Source organism: Promicromonospora sp. NFX87, from assembly GCF_048564965.1.
Classification (GTDB): Bacteria; Actinomycetota; Actinomycetes; order Actinomycetales; family Cellulomonadaceae; genus Promicromonospora.
Map to the genome: position 1 here is coordinate 116,041 of NZ_CP183413.1, position 14,551 is coordinate 130,591.

The 14,551-nt window shown below is 71.5% G+C and carries 19 protein-coding genes, 1 tRNA gene and 1 other RNA gene; 17 read left to right on the forward strand and 4 right to left on the reverse strand.

All coding sequences use genetic code 11. The annotated features are described in order from the left end of the window. Window positions 1-66: 66 nt before the first annotated feature. From ACNYC2_RS00560 to ACNYC2_RS00575, 4 genes are all read left to right on the forward strand, one after another. A complete protein-coding gene (locus ACNYC2_RS00560) occupies window positions 67-363 on the forward strand; it encodes a type II toxin-antitoxin system VapB family antitoxin (RefSeq protein WP_108493446.1) in 297 nt (98 codons plus the stop codon). A 19-nt stretch (window positions 364-382) separates the two neighbouring features. Beyond that, window positions 383-1,078 carry a LytR C-terminal domain-containing protein gene (locus ACNYC2_RS00565; RefSeq protein WP_419705199.1) on the forward strand — a complete coding sequence of 232 codons (696 nt, stop codon included), beginning with the start codon at window positions 383-385 and terminating at the stop codon, window positions 1,076-1,078. 23 nt (window positions 1,079-1,101) lie between these two features. After that, window positions 1,102-1,725, forward strand: coding sequence for a hypothetical protein (locus ACNYC2_RS00570; RefSeq protein WP_419705200.1), 624 nt, complete (start codon window positions 1,102-1,104; stop codon window positions 1,723-1,725). A gap of 72 nt (window positions 1,726-1,797) precedes the next feature. Continuing rightward, window positions 1,798-2,565, forward strand: coding sequence for a YcnI family protein (locus ACNYC2_RS00575; protein ID WP_419705201.1), 768 nt, complete (start codon window positions 1,798-1,800; stop codon window positions 2,563-2,565). Between the two features lie 97 nt (window positions 2,566-2,662). Here ACNYC2_RS00575 and ACNYC2_RS00580 read toward each other — a convergent pair whose 3' ends face one another. Then, a complete protein-coding gene (locus ACNYC2_RS00580; protein WP_419705202.1) occupies window positions 2,663-3,106 on the reverse strand; it encodes a DoxX family protein in 444 nt (147 codons plus the stop codon). A 140-nt stretch (window positions 3,107-3,246) separates the two neighbouring features. Between ACNYC2_RS00580 and ACNYC2_RS00585 the strand changes: the two genes are divergently transcribed. Together ACNYC2_RS00585 and ACNYC2_RS00590 are read left to right on the forward strand one after the other, a co-directional pair. Next, window positions 3,247-3,759: a MarR family winged helix-turn-helix transcriptional regulator gene (locus ACNYC2_RS00585; RefSeq protein ID WP_419705203.1), complete on the forward strand. Its 513-nt coding sequence runs from the start codon at window positions 3,247-3,249 to the stop codon at window positions 3,757-3,759. 49 nt (window positions 3,760-3,808) lie between these two features. Further along, a complete protein-coding gene (locus tag ACNYC2_RS00590; protein ID WP_419705204.1) occupies window positions 3,809-4,180 on the forward strand; it encodes a DUF6221 family protein in 372 nt (123 codons plus the stop codon). A gap of 92 nt (window positions 4,181-4,272) precedes the next feature. Here ACNYC2_RS00590 and ACNYC2_RS00595 read toward each other — a convergent pair. Continuing rightward, window positions 4,273-4,357, reverse strand: a tRNA-Ser gene (locus tag ACNYC2_RS00595). 171 nt (window positions 4,358-4,528) lie between these two features. Here ACNYC2_RS00595 and ffs point away from each other — a divergent pair. From ffs to ACNYC2_RS00630, 7 genes are all read left to right on the forward strand, one after another. Beyond that, window positions 4,529-4,625, forward strand: an RNA gene (gene ffs / locus ACNYC2_RS00600) — signal recognition particle sRNA small type. Window positions 4,626-5,000: 375 nt separating this feature from the next. Next, window positions 5,001-5,888 carry a MetQ/NlpA family ABC transporter substrate-binding protein gene (locus ACNYC2_RS00605; RefSeq protein ID WP_419705205.1) on the forward strand — a complete coding sequence of 296 codons (888 nt, stop codon included), beginning with the start codon at window positions 5,001-5,003 and terminating at the stop codon, window positions 5,886-5,888. Continuing rightward, window positions 5,888-7,105: a methionine ABC transporter ATP-binding protein gene (locus ACNYC2_RS00610; RefSeq protein ID WP_419705206.1), complete on the forward strand. Its 1,218-nt coding sequence runs from the start codon at window positions 5,888-5,890 to the stop codon at window positions 7,103-7,105. Before ACNYC2_RS00605 ends, ACNYC2_RS00610 begins: the two co-directional genes overlap by 1 nt. Next, window positions 7,102-7,758 (forward strand): methionine ABC transporter permease, encoded by a 657-nt coding sequence (locus tag ACNYC2_RS00615; protein ID WP_419705207.1) that lies wholly within the window; start codon window positions 7,102-7,104, stop codon window positions 7,756-7,758. Before ACNYC2_RS00610 ends, ACNYC2_RS00615 begins: the two co-directional genes overlap by 4 nt. A 40-nt stretch (window positions 7,759-7,798) precedes the next feature. Further along, on the forward strand, window positions 7,799-8,146 hold the full coding sequence (locus tag ACNYC2_RS00620) for a hypothetical protein (RefSeq protein WP_419705208.1): 348 nt from the start codon (window positions 7,799-7,801) through the stop codon (window positions 8,144-8,146). A 67-nt stretch (window positions 8,147-8,213) separates the two neighbouring features. Continuing rightward, entirely contained in the window at window positions 8,214-10,874 is a 2,661-nt protein-coding gene (locus tag ACNYC2_RS00625) for a DNA polymerase III subunit gamma and tau (protein ID WP_419705209.1), read from the forward strand. Next, entirely contained in the window at window positions 10,871-11,296 is a 426-nt protein-coding gene (locus ACNYC2_RS00630) for an NUDIX hydrolase (RefSeq protein ID WP_419705210.1), read from the forward strand. Before ACNYC2_RS00625 ends, ACNYC2_RS00630 begins: the two co-directional genes overlap by 4 nt. A gap of 1 nt (window position 11,297) precedes the next feature. Here the strand turns inward: ACNYC2_RS00630 and ACNYC2_RS00635 are convergent, their stop codons facing one another. Continuing rightward, complete coding sequence (locus ACNYC2_RS00635; protein WP_419705211.1) at window positions 11,298-11,468, reverse strand: hypothetical protein; 171 nt, start codon at window positions 11,466-11,468, stop codon at window positions 11,298-11,300. 89 nt (window positions 11,469-11,557) lie between these two features. Between ACNYC2_RS00635 and ACNYC2_RS00640 the strand changes: the two genes are divergently transcribed. The 4 genes from ACNYC2_RS00640 (at window position 11,558) to ACNYC2_RS00655 (ending at window position 13,550) form a co-directional block, all read left to right on the forward strand. Next, the gene (locus ACNYC2_RS00640) at window positions 11,558-12,019 is read left to right on the forward strand and encodes a MarR family winged helix-turn-helix transcriptional regulator (protein ID WP_419705212.1); all 462 of its coding nucleotides are present in this window, start codon (window positions 11,558-11,560) and stop codon (window positions 12,017-12,019) included. After that, window positions 12,016-12,408 (forward strand): VOC family protein, encoded by a 393-nt coding sequence (locus ACNYC2_RS00645; protein ID WP_419705213.1) that lies wholly within the window; start codon window positions 12,016-12,018, stop codon window positions 12,406-12,408. The genes ACNYC2_RS00640 and ACNYC2_RS00645 overlap by 4 nt, the downstream gene beginning before the upstream one ends. 47 nt (window positions 12,409-12,455) lie before the next feature. Next, a complete protein-coding gene (locus ACNYC2_RS00650) occupies window positions 12,456-13,034 on the forward strand; it encodes an NADAR family protein (RefSeq protein ID WP_419705214.1) in 579 nt (192 codons plus the stop codon). Between the two features lie 66 nt (window positions 13,035-13,100). After that, a complete protein-coding gene (locus ACNYC2_RS00655; protein WP_419705215.1) occupies window positions 13,101-13,550 on the forward strand; it encodes a GNAT family N-acetyltransferase in 450 nt (149 codons plus the stop codon). 5 nt (window positions 13,551-13,555) lie between these two features. On the opposite strand, the gene add is transcribed toward ACNYC2_RS00655, so the two are convergent. Further along, window positions 13,556-14,521: an adenosine deaminase gene (add, locus tag ACNYC2_RS00660; RefSeq protein WP_419705216.1), complete on the reverse strand. Its 966-nt coding sequence runs from the start codon at window positions 14,519-14,521 to the stop codon at window positions 13,556-13,558. Window positions 14,522-14,551 lie beyond the last annotated feature (30 nt).

Sequence of the window (14,551 nt, forward strand, 5' to 3'; positions counted from 1 at the left end):
GTCAGCAGGCAGGTTCTCACCGCCGCTCCCGGACCGTGCTCCGCCGAGTCCAGTGAGGATGGACCGATGATCTTCAAGGCCGTAGGTGACGGCCGCCCGTACCCCGAGCACGGGCGCTCGCGCACACGTGACTGGGTAGACGTGCCGCCACGCCAGGTGCGGCTCGACGAGCTCGTGACCACCAAGCGGACGCTCGACCTCGATACGCTGCTCGCCGAGGACTCCACGTTCTACGGTGACCTGTTCGCGCACGTCGTCGAGTACGAGGGCACCCTGTATCTCGAGGACGGCCTGCACCGCGCGGTGCGCGCCGCCCTGCAACAACGTCCAGTACTGCACGCTCGCGTGCTCACCATCCGCTGACCTCAGGTAGGTTCCAAGAGTGACATCCCCCGGGTTGGACCAGGCACGCGTGGAGCGCCGTCGCCGAGAGCACGAGCGCCAGGCAGTGGTCTTCGGCGTGCTCATCGCGTTCCTGGCGGTCTGCGGCATCTTCGCGCTCGCGGTCTATTCGGGCGCCATCAGCTCGCCGTTCAACCGTCCGTTCAACACGGTGGGCGTGGCGCAGCAGGAGACCTACCCGGTGCCGTGCCTTCCCGCGGTGGAGGGCCAGCCGGACGGCGCCCTGCCGGTCGCGTACTCGGAGGTCAAGGTCAAGGTGTTGAACGCCTCGGGCGAGGGCCCCGGCGGCATCGGCCAGACCGGCCTCGGGGGCGCGTACGGGAATGCGCTCACGGAGCGGGGTTTCGAGGTCAGCGAGGTGACCAACGCCGCCAAGAACGTCACCTACTCCGAGCTGCGGTTCGGCAAGGGCGGGATCGTCGCGGCGTACACCGTCGCGGCGCACTTCCCGGACGTCCGGCTCGTCCTCGACGATCGGAAGAGCAGTGACCGTACGGTCGATCTGCTGATCGGGTCCGAGTTCGAGCCCCCTCTGGACATCGCTGACGTCGACATCTCGGCGGACACGCCGCTGACCAACGCCGAAGGATGCGTGCCGACGGCGGAGATCGAGCCGCAGCCCAGGATCGGTGTCCGGGAGTCCACCGACGAGGAGTCGGCCACGCCTGCTCGCTGAGCGAACGGGCTAGGGTCCTTGCTGTGCTGAACCCGTCCTCAGGTGCCGTGGGCCTCGGCCGTGCGCTCCTGTGGACCGTGGTCGTGCTCGCCCTGGCGCTGACCGCGCACTTCGAGGCAGGCGGCCACCTCCCGCCCGCCGAGCTGGTCACCCTGCTCGGCGCCCTGCTGCTCGTCGTGTCCACGCTGGCCGTGCGGCGGCAGATCCGCTGGCGGGGCGGCCTCGCCCTCGCGGGTCTCGGGCAGTACGCCCTGCACCAGACCCTCTCGTTCCTCGGCGGCGCGTGTGCGCTGTCCACGCTGCCCGACGTCGCGGCGCACGCCCACCTGGCGGGCTCGCTCACCGGGCCGCTCACGCACGGGCCGTGCGTCGGTGCAGCGCCCGCGGGGATGGAGCCCGGGATGCTCGCCTGGCACGCCCTGGCGACGGTCGTGTCCGTCGGGCTGCTCGTGGGTGTCGAGCGTGGTGTCTGGCTGCTCGCGTCGTGGCTGGTCCGGCCGCTCTCGGTGGCGCCGCTCTGGTTGCCGGTGGCCCGGCGGGTCCCGGTGCCGGTGGTCCCCGAGCGTCCCCGTGCGCTCGTGGACGTGCACGTGGCGCCGGAGCGCGGGCCGCCGTCGTCGGCCCGGTTGACGTACCTCGCGGCCTGACGGTGTCGGGCGGGTGGTGCGTCGCCGCACGCCCCGCTCATGCCACCCGCCGCACCTCGAAGGAACAAGAACATGACTCGCTTCAGCATGCCCGCCCGCTGCGCCCTCGCGGCAGTCCCCGCAACCGCCGTCCTGGTGCTGCTGCCCACCGTGGCCTACGCCCACGTGACGGTGAACCCCGACACGACCGCCGCCGAGAGCTACGCGAGCCTCACGTTCCGCGTGCCGACGGAGTCGGACGACGCGTCGACCGAGAAGCTCGTGGTGGACCTGCCCACCGACACCCCGTTCCTGAGCGTCACCCCGCGTTCCCTGCCCGGCTGGGACGTGGAGGTCGAGGTGCGGCCCCTCGACGAGCCGTTCGAGGTCGAGGGAGCGACGGTCGACGAGGCGCCGGCGCGGATCACCTGGACCGCCGAGAAGGGCAACGAGGTTCCGCCGCACGAGTACCAGGAGTTCGCCGTCCGGGTCGGGGCGCTGCCGGAGGAGGGCACGGAGATCGTGCTCCCCGCCCACCAGACGTACACCGATGGCACGGTCGTCGACTGGGACGACCTCGCCACTGACGACGGCAAGGAGCCGGAGGCCCCTGCGCCGGTGTTCACGACGACCGCCGCAGAGGCTGAGGGTGGGCACCACGGGACGGCGTCGGACGACGCCGCTGGTGCCGACGTCGCGGGCGCTGACTCTGCGCGCGGCGACGCCTCCGGTGAGGCCGCCGTCGCGGACGACGCCCCGGCCGTGGACCCCGTGGGCCGCTGGCTCGGCGTGGCCGGGATCGTGGTCGGCGCGGCGGGCCTCGGCGCGGCGCTCTTCATGCGCCGCAGCTCCACGAAGTAGACCGACACACGCTCTACCTCGCGCGCACTTCGACGCCGAGGTAGAGCGTCTGTCCGGCCCTGTCCGCGAACGGCATCGGCGGGGCCGGACAGACGCTCTACTTCGCGGACGTCGCCTGCGTGCGTCGGGCCGTCACCGTGCGCCCGACCAGGTGGTCCACGCTCCAGGCGCCGGGGCCGGTGGCTGCCAGGAGGAGCGCGCCGGCGCCGAGCGCGGCCACCAGCTCGAAGCCGCCCTGGTCGACGAACACGCCGTTGCCGAGGTGGACGAGCACGAGCGCCCCGAGCATGTTCAGGACCACCAGGATGCCGGCGATCGAGGTCGCGGCGCCGAGGATCAGCGCGGCGCCGCCCACGAGCTCGACCACTGCCGCGAACAGGGCGGCGGCCTGGGGCACGGGGATGCCCATGCCGGCGAAGGAGTCGCTAGTCCCGGCGATCCCGTACGTGAAGAACTTCTGGGCGCCGTGCGCGACGAGCACCACACCGATCGCTACGCGGGCGACGAGTACTGCGAGGTCCTTGGTCCACGGAAACTTCATGGGCATCTCCCTGTGCTTGTGCTGGCTTGCTGGCTGATGAGCAACGGGGCTGGGGGTGAATCAAGTTGACGCTTCAACTTTCGCGGCACGCTAGCATGCGGTGAGTTGAAGCTTCAACCGTCCCGTGGGAACCTGACGGCGTGGACGACACTCGGTGGCTCGACCGCGGCCAGATGGCGGCGTGGGTCCGGTTCGTAGCGGTGCTGGAGCTGGTTCCCGGGTTGCTCGACAGTCAGCTGCGCCACGACTCCGGCGTCACCCACTTCGAGTACTTCGTCATGGCCGTGCTGTCGGAGACACCCGGCGGATCCATGCGGATGGCCGAGCTGGCCGGCGCGACGAACGCGACCCTGTCGCGGCTCTCGCACGTGGTGGCGCGCCTGGAGGACCGGGGCTACGTCGAGCGTTCGCCGTCCGCCGAGAACGGCAGGGCCACCGATGCGCGGCTCACCGAGGGTGGCCGGGAGAAGATGCGTGCCGCAGCGCCGGGACACGTGGCGACGGTCCGGCGGCACGTGATCGACGTGCTCACCCCAGAACAGGTAACCCAGCTCACGGCGATCAGCGACGCGATCCTCGGGAGCATCGCCCCGGTGGGGCCGATGGCGGAGAGCTACCGGCGCTACGACGAGCCCGGTGCAGACTCGCCCTGAGATGAGGGCGACGGCTTCAAGCCGGGGGCCGCGTGGAAGGATCGGCCGCATGACCATCACCGAGTTCCTGACTGCACGACTGGACGAGGACGAGTCGATCGCACGAATGGCCGACAGCGCCTCGTCACATCCGGGCGAGGCCGAAGGCGAGCCCGCGGTGGCCGCCCCGTTACTTCCGCAGCAGCAGCGGCACATCGATCGCTGGAGCCCGACGCGAGTCCTCGTCGACATCGCGGCCAAGCGGACCATCGTGGAGACGTACGAGGAGCTTGGCCGGGTCCTGGCCAAGGCGTCGGACAGCGGACGCGCGGACGAAGCGGCCGTTACCAGGAATCTGTTCGCCGGACTCCAGGTCGCGGTCCTGGCCCACGCCATGGTGTTCGCCGACCACCCGGACTACCGCGCGGAATGGCGGTCGTGACGTGGTCAACCGACCGGGCGCGGGACGCCGTCTGACATGACGAAGGGCCCGGAGCCGTTGGAATTCCAACGACTCCGGGCCCTTGCGCACTGCGGAGGATGGGGGATTCGAACCCCCGAGGGCGTTAACCCAACACGCTTTCCAAGCGTGCGCCATAGGCCACTAGGCGAATCCTCCTCGCGCTCGCCGAGGCGGCGCGCGGCCACAGGACCGGAGTCTGGCGCGGCCTGTCGAGGATACCGGACGCCATGCTCGGACAACGAATCGGAGCGCGCGGCGCGGCTGTGAGGTCGCGTACAGCGGGTTCTGCCTGGTTGGGCCGGGGTGTTCGGATCGGTTAGGCTGGGGGCAGACCCCTCGTGCGGCACCACCTCGCCGAACTCCCCCAGGGCCGGAAGGCAGCAAGGGTAAGTGAGCTCTGGTGGGTGTGCGAGGGGTCCTTTAGCGCCCGGAATTCCGCGGCTCATCCACCATGTGGATGGTATTCGTTCCGCATCGTGGGATTTACCCCCAGGCGATTCGCCTCGACGTCGTGCAGTGCCGCACGATGTCCGTATGACCCGCACCTGGACCGCCGCACCGACGTCGCGTACGTGTCGCGACGCCATGTGTCGCGCTCACGTGCGCGGCGAGCGAATGTGCGAGCGCTGAGAGCGCCGCTCTGTCCCGCGGCCCGCTGAGGGCCGTTCGAACTCCTCCGAGCTCGCCACGTTGCTGATGGCCGTGGCCCGCCGTCATACCTCGGCCTGCGTCAGACGCAGACCCCACGCATCCTGAGCACAGGCATACCCGCGCCAGTGCGCCCTTGAGAGGACCACCCATGTCTCGCTTCACCTCTGTCCTGGCCACCGGCCTCGCTGCCGCCACCGCCCTCGCCCTGAGCGCCTGCGGAGCGGGGGAGGACGCCACGGCGGCCGCCGGCACCGCCGAGGACCCGGTACGCATCGGCGTCGTCAACTCCGGTGACGACTACTGGAACACCTTCACCGACCTGGCCGAGGAGGAGGGCATCACCGTCGAGCTGGTGAACTTCAGCGACTACCAGCTCCCCAACCAGGGCTTGACCGACGGTGACCTGGACCTCAACCAGTTCCAGCACCTGCAGTTCCTCGCGGGCTACAACACGGCTTCGGGGCAGGACCTCACGCCGATCGGCGCGACCGCCGTCTACCCGCTGGGCCTCTACTCCCAGAAGCACGACAGCGTCGAGGCCATCCCCGACGGCGGCGAGATCGCCATCCCCAACGACGACACCAACCAGGCCCGGGCGCTGCTCGTGCTCCAGGAGGCCGGGCTCGTCGCCCTGCGCGACGGCGGCAGCGCGTTCTCCACGCCGGCCGACATCCTCGAGGACGAGTCGCGCGTGACCGTTACCCCCGTCGACGCCGCCCAGACGGCGCTCGCGCTGCAGGACGTCGACGCCTCGATCATCAACAACGACTTCGTGGGCGACGCCGACCTGACCGCCGAGGACGCCATCTTCTCGGACGACCCGGACTCCTCCGCGGCCGAGCCGTACATCAACGTGTGGGTGGCGCGGGCGGGCGACGCCGACAACGAGGTGTTCCAGCAGCTCATCGAGATCTACCACTCCCCGGAGGTCGAGGAGGGCGTGCTCGAGGCCTCGGGCGGCACCGGCGTCATCAAGGACAACCCGGCCGCCGAGCTGCAGGAGATCCTGGCCGGCATCGAGGCGGACGCGTCCTGATGTCTGCCGTGACCGACGCTGCGACCAGCAGCATCGTGCGGTTCGAGGGCGCCTCCAAGGTGTTCCCGGGCCGCGGGCGAGGCGCCGAGGTGCGCGCCGTCGACGATGTCACCCTCGAGATCCGCGAGGGCGAGATCTTCGGCGTCATCGGTCAGTCGGGGGCGGGCAAGTCCACCCTGGTCAGGCTGATCAACGCGCTGGAGCGCACCACCGGGGGCGACGTCGTGGTCGACGGCGTCGCGCTCGGTGCGCTCAACGAGGCCCGGCTGCGCCCGGTGCGCGCCGGGATCGGCATGGTGTTCCAGCAGTTCAACTTGCTCGCCTCCCGGACGGTCGCCGGGAACGTCGCGTATCCGCTCGAGGTGGCCGGTTGGACACGTTCGCGGCGGGAGGCGCGCGTGGCCGAGCTGCTCGCCTTCGTCGGTCTCTCCGAGAAGTCGGGCGTGCATCCGTCCGCGCTGTCGGGCGGGCAGAAGCAGCGGGTCGGCATCGCCCGGGCCCTCGCCACGAACCCGCGCATCCTGCTGGCGGACGAGGCGACGTCGGCCCTCGATCCCGAGACGACGCGCGACGTGCTGGACCTGCTCCAGCGCGTCAACCGCGAGCTCGGCGTCACGGTCGTCGTGATCACGCACGAGATGGACGTGGTGCGCTCGATCTGTCACCGCGTTGCCGTGATGGACCGGGGGCGCGTCGTCGAGGTGGGCGAGGCGTACCAGGTGTTCAGCGCGCCCGCGCACGACGTGACCCGGCGGTTCGTCGCCACCGCGCTGCGTGACCGGCCGTCGCCGGAGGTGCTGGCGCGGCTGCGCACGCGGCACGCCGGGCACATCGTGACGGTGGGAGTGGACGAGGTGGCGGGGTCGTCGGCGGTGCTCACGCGCACGCTGCGCGAGCACGGCGTCGACGGGACCGTCGTCTTCGGCGGCATCACCGAGGTCGCGGAGCGGCCGTACGGATCGCTGACCGTGGAGCTCGTCGGAGAGGCGGACGCCGTCGAAGCGGCAGTGGCCGCGCTGCGCGACGTCACCTGGGTGGACGACTACGGGACCGCCGCGAGTCCGCGCGAGGTGACCACGGGCGTCGTCGTCCGACAGGAAGAAGTGCCGGACACCGACCGGCGTGACGCACCAGATCCGCGTGTGCCCGGGCATCTCCGGCTCGGTGGTGGGCCGTTCGGCGGGCCGACCGGTTATACGGAGGGGAACGAACTGTGAGCTGGGACCAGTTGACGCCGCTGCTCTGGGAGGCAGCCGGCCAGACCGCGTACATGGTGCTGATCACGCTGCTCGTCGGCGGCTTCCTCGGGCTGGCCCTCGGCCTCGGGCTGTACCTGACCCGGCCGGGGAACCTGCTCGGCAACCGGGTCGTGTTCGCGGTGCTGAACCTCGCCGTCAACGTGGTGCGGCCCATACCGTTCATCATCTTCCTGGTGGCGCTCGGGCCGCTGACCCGCGCCGTCATCGGCTCCACGATCGGCATCGAGGCGTTCACCTTCGCGATGTGCTTCATGGCGACGTTCGTCTTCGCGCGGCTCGTGGAACAGAACCTCGTCTCGATCGACCCCGGAGTGGTCGAGGCTGCCCGGGCCATGGGGGCCTCGCCGTTCCGGATCGTTCGGACGGTGCTGGTTCCCGAGGCGCTCGCGCCGCTGATCCTGGGCTACACGTTCCTGTTCGTGGGCGTGCTCGACATGTCCGCGATCGGCGGTTACCTGGGGGCCGGCGGGCTGGGCGACTTCGCGATCGTCCAGGGCTACCGGCAGTACGACTGGGCGGTGACCGCCGTCGTCGTGGTGATCATCGTGGTGATCGTCCAGGCCGTGCAGTGGCTGGGGAACGGGCTGGCGCGCCGGGCGCTCAGGCGATGAGGGGGTGGCTGCTGGTCCGCGTGGTGGTAGAAGTGCACCCATGACGGATCAGCAGCCGGGCCCCTACCCCGCCCAGACGCACGGCGCCCCTCAGGGGTACGTAGCACCGCAGGCCCGCGAGGTCACCGTCAGCTACCGGCGATGGGCCAACATCCTGGTCTGGGCCGCAGTGGCCATCGCGGTGTTCGTGGTGGTCGCGGCCGTGGTGAGCGTCGTGTTCCTTGCCCAGGCGGACGCCGACTCGTCCAACTCGGCTCTCGGCTACCTCGCCATCGTCCTCTGGGTCGGGATCTTCGCGGCCATCCCGGTCCTGCTGGGAGTGGGCATCCCCGGGCTGGTCATGAAGCTGCGCGTGCGGCAGCAGGACCGGGCGTCAGCCGGTCGGTGACGGCCCCTGATCGAACCTGTGGAGGGCTGTCCTCCACGTGTCAGTGAGGCCGTCTATCGTTGCGGGGGTGAGCACCGCCCTATACCGCCGCTACAGGCCCGAGACGTTCGCCGAGGTGATCGGCCAGGACCACGTCACGGGCCCCCTCATGCAGGCCCTGCGCAGCGGGCGGGTGAACCACGCCTACCTCTTCAGCGGTCCACGAGGCTGTGGAAAGACGACGTCGGCACGCATCCTCGCCCGCACGCTCAACTGCGCGAAGAACACGCCCGAGTCGCCGATCGACACCCCGTGCGGCGAGTGCCCCTCGTGCGTCGAGCTGGCGCGCGGCGGGTCCGGCTCGCTCGACGTGGTGGAGATCGACGCGGCGTCGCACAACGGTGTGGACGACGCACGCGACCTGCGCGAACGCGCCACGTTCGCGCCTGCTCGCGACCGGTACAAGATCTTCATCCTCGACGAGGCGCACATGGTGACGCCGCAGGGCTTCAACGCGCTGCTGAAGATCGTCGAGGAGCCGCCGCCGCACATCAAGTTCATCTTCGCGACCACGGAGCCGGACAAGGTGATCGGCACCATCCGGTCGCGGACGCACCACTACCCGTTCCGGCTCGTGCCGCCGGACGTGCTGTCCCCGTACCTCGAGCAGCTCTGCGCCGCTGAGCAGGTAGAGGTGACCAGCGGAGTGCTCCCGCTGGTCACGCGCGCGGGCGGCGGTTCGGTACGCGACTCCCTGTCCGTGATGGACCAGCTCATCGCCGGCGCCCCGGACGCGGTCGTCGACTACGACCTCGCGGTCGGCCTGCTCGGCTTCACGCACGCGACCCTGCTGGACGACGTGGTCGACGCGCTCGCGGCGCGCGACGGCGGTTCGATCTTCCGGGTGGTCGACCAGGTCATCGTGACGGGGCACGAACCGCGCCGGTTCGTCGAGGACGTGCTGGAGCGCCTGCGCGACCTCATCGTCATCGGGGTCTCGGGGGACGCTGCCAGCGCTGTGCTCCGGGGCATCCCGACCGACCAGCTCGACCGCATGCGAACCCAGGCCGGACGCCTCGGGGTCGCCGAACTCTCCCGGGCCGCCGACCTCGTGAACGCGGCCCTCACCGAGATGACGGGTGCGACGTCACCACGCCTGCACCTGGAGCTGCTGTGCGCTCGCTTGCTCCTGCCCGGAGCCGACGACGGTGCCGCGGGCTTCGCGGCGCGTATCGACCGGCTCGAGCGCGGCGGGATCGTCGCTACCGGAGCGCCGGCCGCACCTGGACCGGGACAGAGCACGGCACCGAGCGGAGCGGCACCTGTCGGAACGCCTCCGCAGGAGCCGACGGCGGGCGGGCTCGCCGGGGCGGCCGCCGCACGTGCGGTGCTCGACGCGCGCAAGAAGCGGGGTGAACCAGGCCAGTCCGCTACGGCGCAGCCTGCTCGGCCCGCGCCCGAGGCTGCGCCGGCGGCTGCCGCCGCAGCACCCGAGCCCGAGCCGACGGCCGAGGACGCACCCTCGCCGGTGGCGTCCGTAGAACCCGAGCAGGTGGTCGAGGCGGCACCCGTTCAGGAGGCGCCGGCCCAGCCTGCCCCGGAGCGTTCCACGCCGGAGCCTGCCCCTGCCCCGGCCGCCGCATCCCCGGCGGAGTCGGCTGTCACGACGGAGACGGTCCGACGGCGCTGGCCAGAGGTGCTCGGCTCGCTCGCCGCCGCGCGCGTGACATGGTCGCTCGTCGGCCCCAACGCGCAGGTCGCCTCGCTGGAGGGCAACACGCTGAAGCTCGGCTTCGCGGCCCCCGGCCTGGCCCGCACGTTCTCGAACGCACGGCACACCAGCGCGGTGGAAGAGGCGGTCTACCAGACGCTCGGCATCCGGGTCCGGGTCGAGGCGACTCTCGACGAGGGGCCGTCCGGCGGTGGTGCGGCGTCTGGCGGCGGGACCTCCGGCGGAGGCCCCTCGGCCGGAGCGTCGTCGGGCGGCGGTCCGGCGTCAGGCGGCGTCGGTCCGGTGTCGGACGAGCCCCGCAGCGAGGCGCCGGCACCCGATACTGCTCCGGCGCCCGACTGGCCCGACGTGCCGCCGCCCGGCGGGGCCGTGGCCACGGTATCCGCGCCGCCGGCCTCGGCGGACGCGGCAGCAGTCGTAGGTGCTGCCACGATGAGTGCGGTGGGTGGCGGTTCTTCGGGTGGGTCGGTAGCGGTGGCTCCGGCGTCGGCCCAGGGGAGTGTCGCGGTCGCCGAGCGTCCCGAGTCTTCTCGGTCCCGGCCGACCGGTCCGGAGGCTGGTCGTCCGGAGCCTTCCAGGCCTGCCGCCCGTCCCCGGGCGGCGGCGAGCGCGGCCGACGAGGCCTGGCTCTCGGGGGCCAGCGCGACCGAACCTCCCGCAGACTACGACATGCCGGAGCCTGAGCCGGTCTACGAGGACCAGGCGCCGGCGCAGACTTCAGCGCCGGCGTCGGCCCCCATGTCCGGGGCGGGCAGTGCGCGCGAGGCCCTGCGGCAGGCGAACGAGCGCCGGGCGCGAGCGGCGAGCGGTGCCGCCCCCGAGCCCCGTCGCGGGACCGCCGCGGACGCGGGCGCGAGCGCGCCCCGTACGGCGGTTGCCCCAGCAGGTGAGCCTGACTTCTACGACGAGCCGTCCGCCGACGACCCGGACATCACGTCGGCCGGCATGGTCGGCGTCCCACTCGTCGTGCAGGTGCTGGGCGGAACGGTGATCGAAGAGATCCTGGAGCAGTCATGAGCAGGGACGGCGCTGTCGGTCCGATCACGACGCTGCGCATCGTCGCGGTCGTCGTCGAGCGCTCCGACGGGCGGCATCTGCTCGTCCGCAAACGAGGCACACAGGCTTTCATGCAGGTGGGCGGCAAGATCGAGCCGGGTGAAGAGCCCCTGGCCGCGCTCGTTCGGGAGGTCGAGGAAGAGGTCGGCCTGCGGCTCGAGCCAACCGACATCGAGAGCCTCGGCAGGTTCGAGGCGGCGGCCGCGAACGAGCCCGACCACATCGTCGACGCGCACGCCTACCGGGTGCGTCTACGGCCAGGCACCGAGGTCGCCGTCCGGGCAGAGATCGAGGAGCTGGTGTGGATCGATCCTGCGGACCCGGTCGCGAGCTACCCCCTTGCGCCGCTCACCCGGGATCTGCTGATCGCCATAGGGCACTGAGTCAGGACCGCTCGGCCTGGAGCCGCGCCACGAGTGCGGCACGCTCACGCTCCATGCGACGCCGGGGGTCGGTGTCGTCTGCCTGCTGGGCAGGCCCGGCTACGGTCAGGAGCAGCCAGTTGAGCCGCCACTTGAAGCGGTATCCGAGGGTCAGGCCGTCGCGGTTGCGCATCTCGTTCCTCCAGTTGCTTGGTGTACCAATAGTTTGCACACAAACTGTTAGTCTGGTCAATATCCGAGGAGAGATCCGAGAGGAGTGACATGACCACCACATCACGGCCCGACGCCGCGGCTGCCGACGACCTCCTGGCTCTCGACCGCCAGGTCTGCTTCGCGCTCGCCGTCGCGTCACGCAGCGTCATCGCGCTGTACCGGCCGCTGCTCGAACCGATGGGCATCACGCACCCGCAGTACCTGGTCATGCTCGCCCTGTGGGAGCGGTCGCCCCTGTCCGTCAAACAGCTCAGCGGGCTGCTGCAGCTCGACCCCGGCACCCTGTCTCCCCTGCTCAAGCGGCTCGAGGCGATCGGCTACGTGACGCGCCGCCGCGATCCCCGTGACGAGCGGGCGCTCGCCGTCGAGCTCACGGAGGAGGGCCGCGCGCTGCGCGAGCAGGCGCTGCTCGTGCCGCCGGCGATCATGGCGCGGCTGGGCATGTCCGCCGAGGAACTCCAGGCGCTGCACAGCAGTCTCACCCGGGTCATCGCGGCGGCCGCCCCGTGAGTCGTGGCCGCCTGCACCACGTCGAGCTGTGGGTCCCGTCCCTCGACCGCGCGGAGCGGTCCTGGGGCTGGCTCCTCACGACGCTCGGCTACACGGAGCACCAGCGGTGGGAGGCAGGTCTGAGCTGGATCCTCGACGGCACCTACGTCGTCGTCGAGCAGAGCCCTGCCCTCGCCGCCGACACCCACGACCGGCTCGCTCCAGGCCTCAACCACCTCGCGTTCCACGGCGGCACCCGCGAGGAGGTCGACCGGCTGGTTGAGGCGGCACCGGAACACGGCTGGGTTCTCCTGTTCCCCGACCGGCACCCGCGTGCCGGCGGACCGGACCACTACGCGGCCTACCTGGAGAACGGCGACGGCTACGAGGTCGAGGTCGTCGCGGGCTGACCATCGGTCGTGTAGGCGTGTCAGAGGCTCCTGGCACACTTCCGTCCATGCCCGACGACGTCATCTGTGCGCCCGCGTCCGCCCGTTCCGTGAGGGAGCTTCGGGCGCTGGTCGAGGCGGGAGCCGCCGTCAAGTACCTCCACTTCTGGGGTCACGCGCCCGAGCCCGACGGGAGCCCCGGCAAGGGCGGTCTGAGCCAGTGGTTCGAGGCGTCGTTCGTCGTGGACGGCCACCGCTATCGCACCGCCGAGCACTGGATGACGGCGGAGAAGGCGCGCTTGTTCGGCGACGCGGACGCGGAGGCCGCGGCGATCGACGCCGCCAACCCCGCGCTGGCCAAGGCAGCGGGGCGTACCGTCCGCGACTTCGACGACACCGTGTGGGAGCGCGAGCGATTCGAGATCGTCGTGCGCGGCAACGTGCACAAGTTCGCGGCGCACCCCGAGATGCGTGAGTACCTGCTGCGCACCGGCTCGCGTGTCCTCGTGGAGGCGAGCCCACGAGACCGCATCTGGGGTATCGGGATGGGCGCCAAGAACGAGAACGCGGAGAACCCGGCCGCATGGCGTGGTCTCAACCTGCTCGGCTTCGCTCTGATGGAGGCCCGGGACCGGCTTCGGGGCTGAGACGCCGGCCGGACAGGCGGCGGCCTCCGACGGGTCGTTGTCAGTGGCTCGTGGCACAGTCGGTCCATGGCCAATCTCCAGCTCGCCGAGCTCACGACGGACAATCTCTTCGCGGCCATCCAGCTGCCACCTCAGCCGCCCGACAAGGAGCCCGTGGCGCCGGTCGCCTGGTCGGTCGCCGAGGCGTACGTCAATCCCACCGCATGGCCAAGAGTGGTTCTCGACGGCGACGACGTGGTCGGCTTCGTGATGGCGAACTGGAACCCGGACGAGGAGATCCCCGAGTTCCGGGCCGGGATCTGGCGGCTCAACGTGGCACGCGAGGCGCGCAAGCGCGGGGTGGGCCGGTTCGCGGTGGAGCAGGTCGCCGAGGAGGCTCGGCGTCGCGGGCTCGACCGCATCACCGTCCTGTGGGTCCCGGGTGCGGACGGGCCCGAGGAGTTCTACCTGCGCTGCGGCTTCCGCAAGACGGGGAACCTCCTGTTCGACGAGGTGGTGGGAGAGCTGCTGCTCTGAGACAGCTACCCAGCCAGCCAGTCCTGGACGCCGTCGAGCATCTGCCGCCGCAGACCGGCCGGCGCGTGCGACGCCCGGATCGAGGCGGCGGCGATCGCCGCCAGCTCCGAGTCGGAGCAGACCTCTCGCACGATCTCGTACTGGCCCAGCACCCCGATCCCGAACAGCAGCGGGTCGTCGCTCGCGAGGGCGACGGGAACGCCGCCGGCCAGCAGCACCGGCACCGTGGTCAGGGCGGGCGTGACGCCGAACGGCGGGTACGACGTCGGGCAGACCTCGAGCGTCACCTGGCGCTCGGCGAGGAGCGCGACCACCGACGGGTCCTCGAGCGCCGTCAGCCCGTGTCCGATGCGGGTGGCGCCCAGCAGCTCGACGCAGTCGCGCACGTGCCACGCGCCCTCGTAGAACCCGGCGTGCGGTACGCGGGCCAGCCCGGCGTCGGCCACCGTCCGGTACGCCGGGACGAAGTCGCTGACGCGGCCACGCCGCTCGTCGTTCGAGAGCCCGAAGCCCAGCACGCCGTCGGGCGCGTACCGCACCGCGAGGCCGGCGATCCGCTCCGCGTGCGCAGGCTCCGCGCCCCAGCTCGCCGCGAGGATCACGCCGACCGGCAGGCCGCGAGCGGCGTCGAGCAGGGCCTCGACCACGGCCTCCAGCGACCCGAGCCGGCCCGCGTACGACGTCGGGTCGACCTGCAGCTCGGTCCAGCCGACGCCGTCGGCGGCGTCCTGTTCCACGGCCTCACGGACCACGCGCGCGATGTCGCCGGCCGAGCGGACCGCCGCGCGGGCGGTGTCGTACCGGGCCTGGAACGCGTCCCAGCCGTGCACCACGCCGGGCTCGATCGCCACGGTGGGGAGCGGCGGGAGGCCGTAGCCGGCGGCCAGCTCAGCGGCGGTCGACGGCCGCATCGACCCCGTCAGGTGCAGGTGCAGGTTGGCCTTGGGCAGCGCGCGCAGGTCGCGGGGCATGCCAGGGAGTCTGGCACGGGATGACCATGC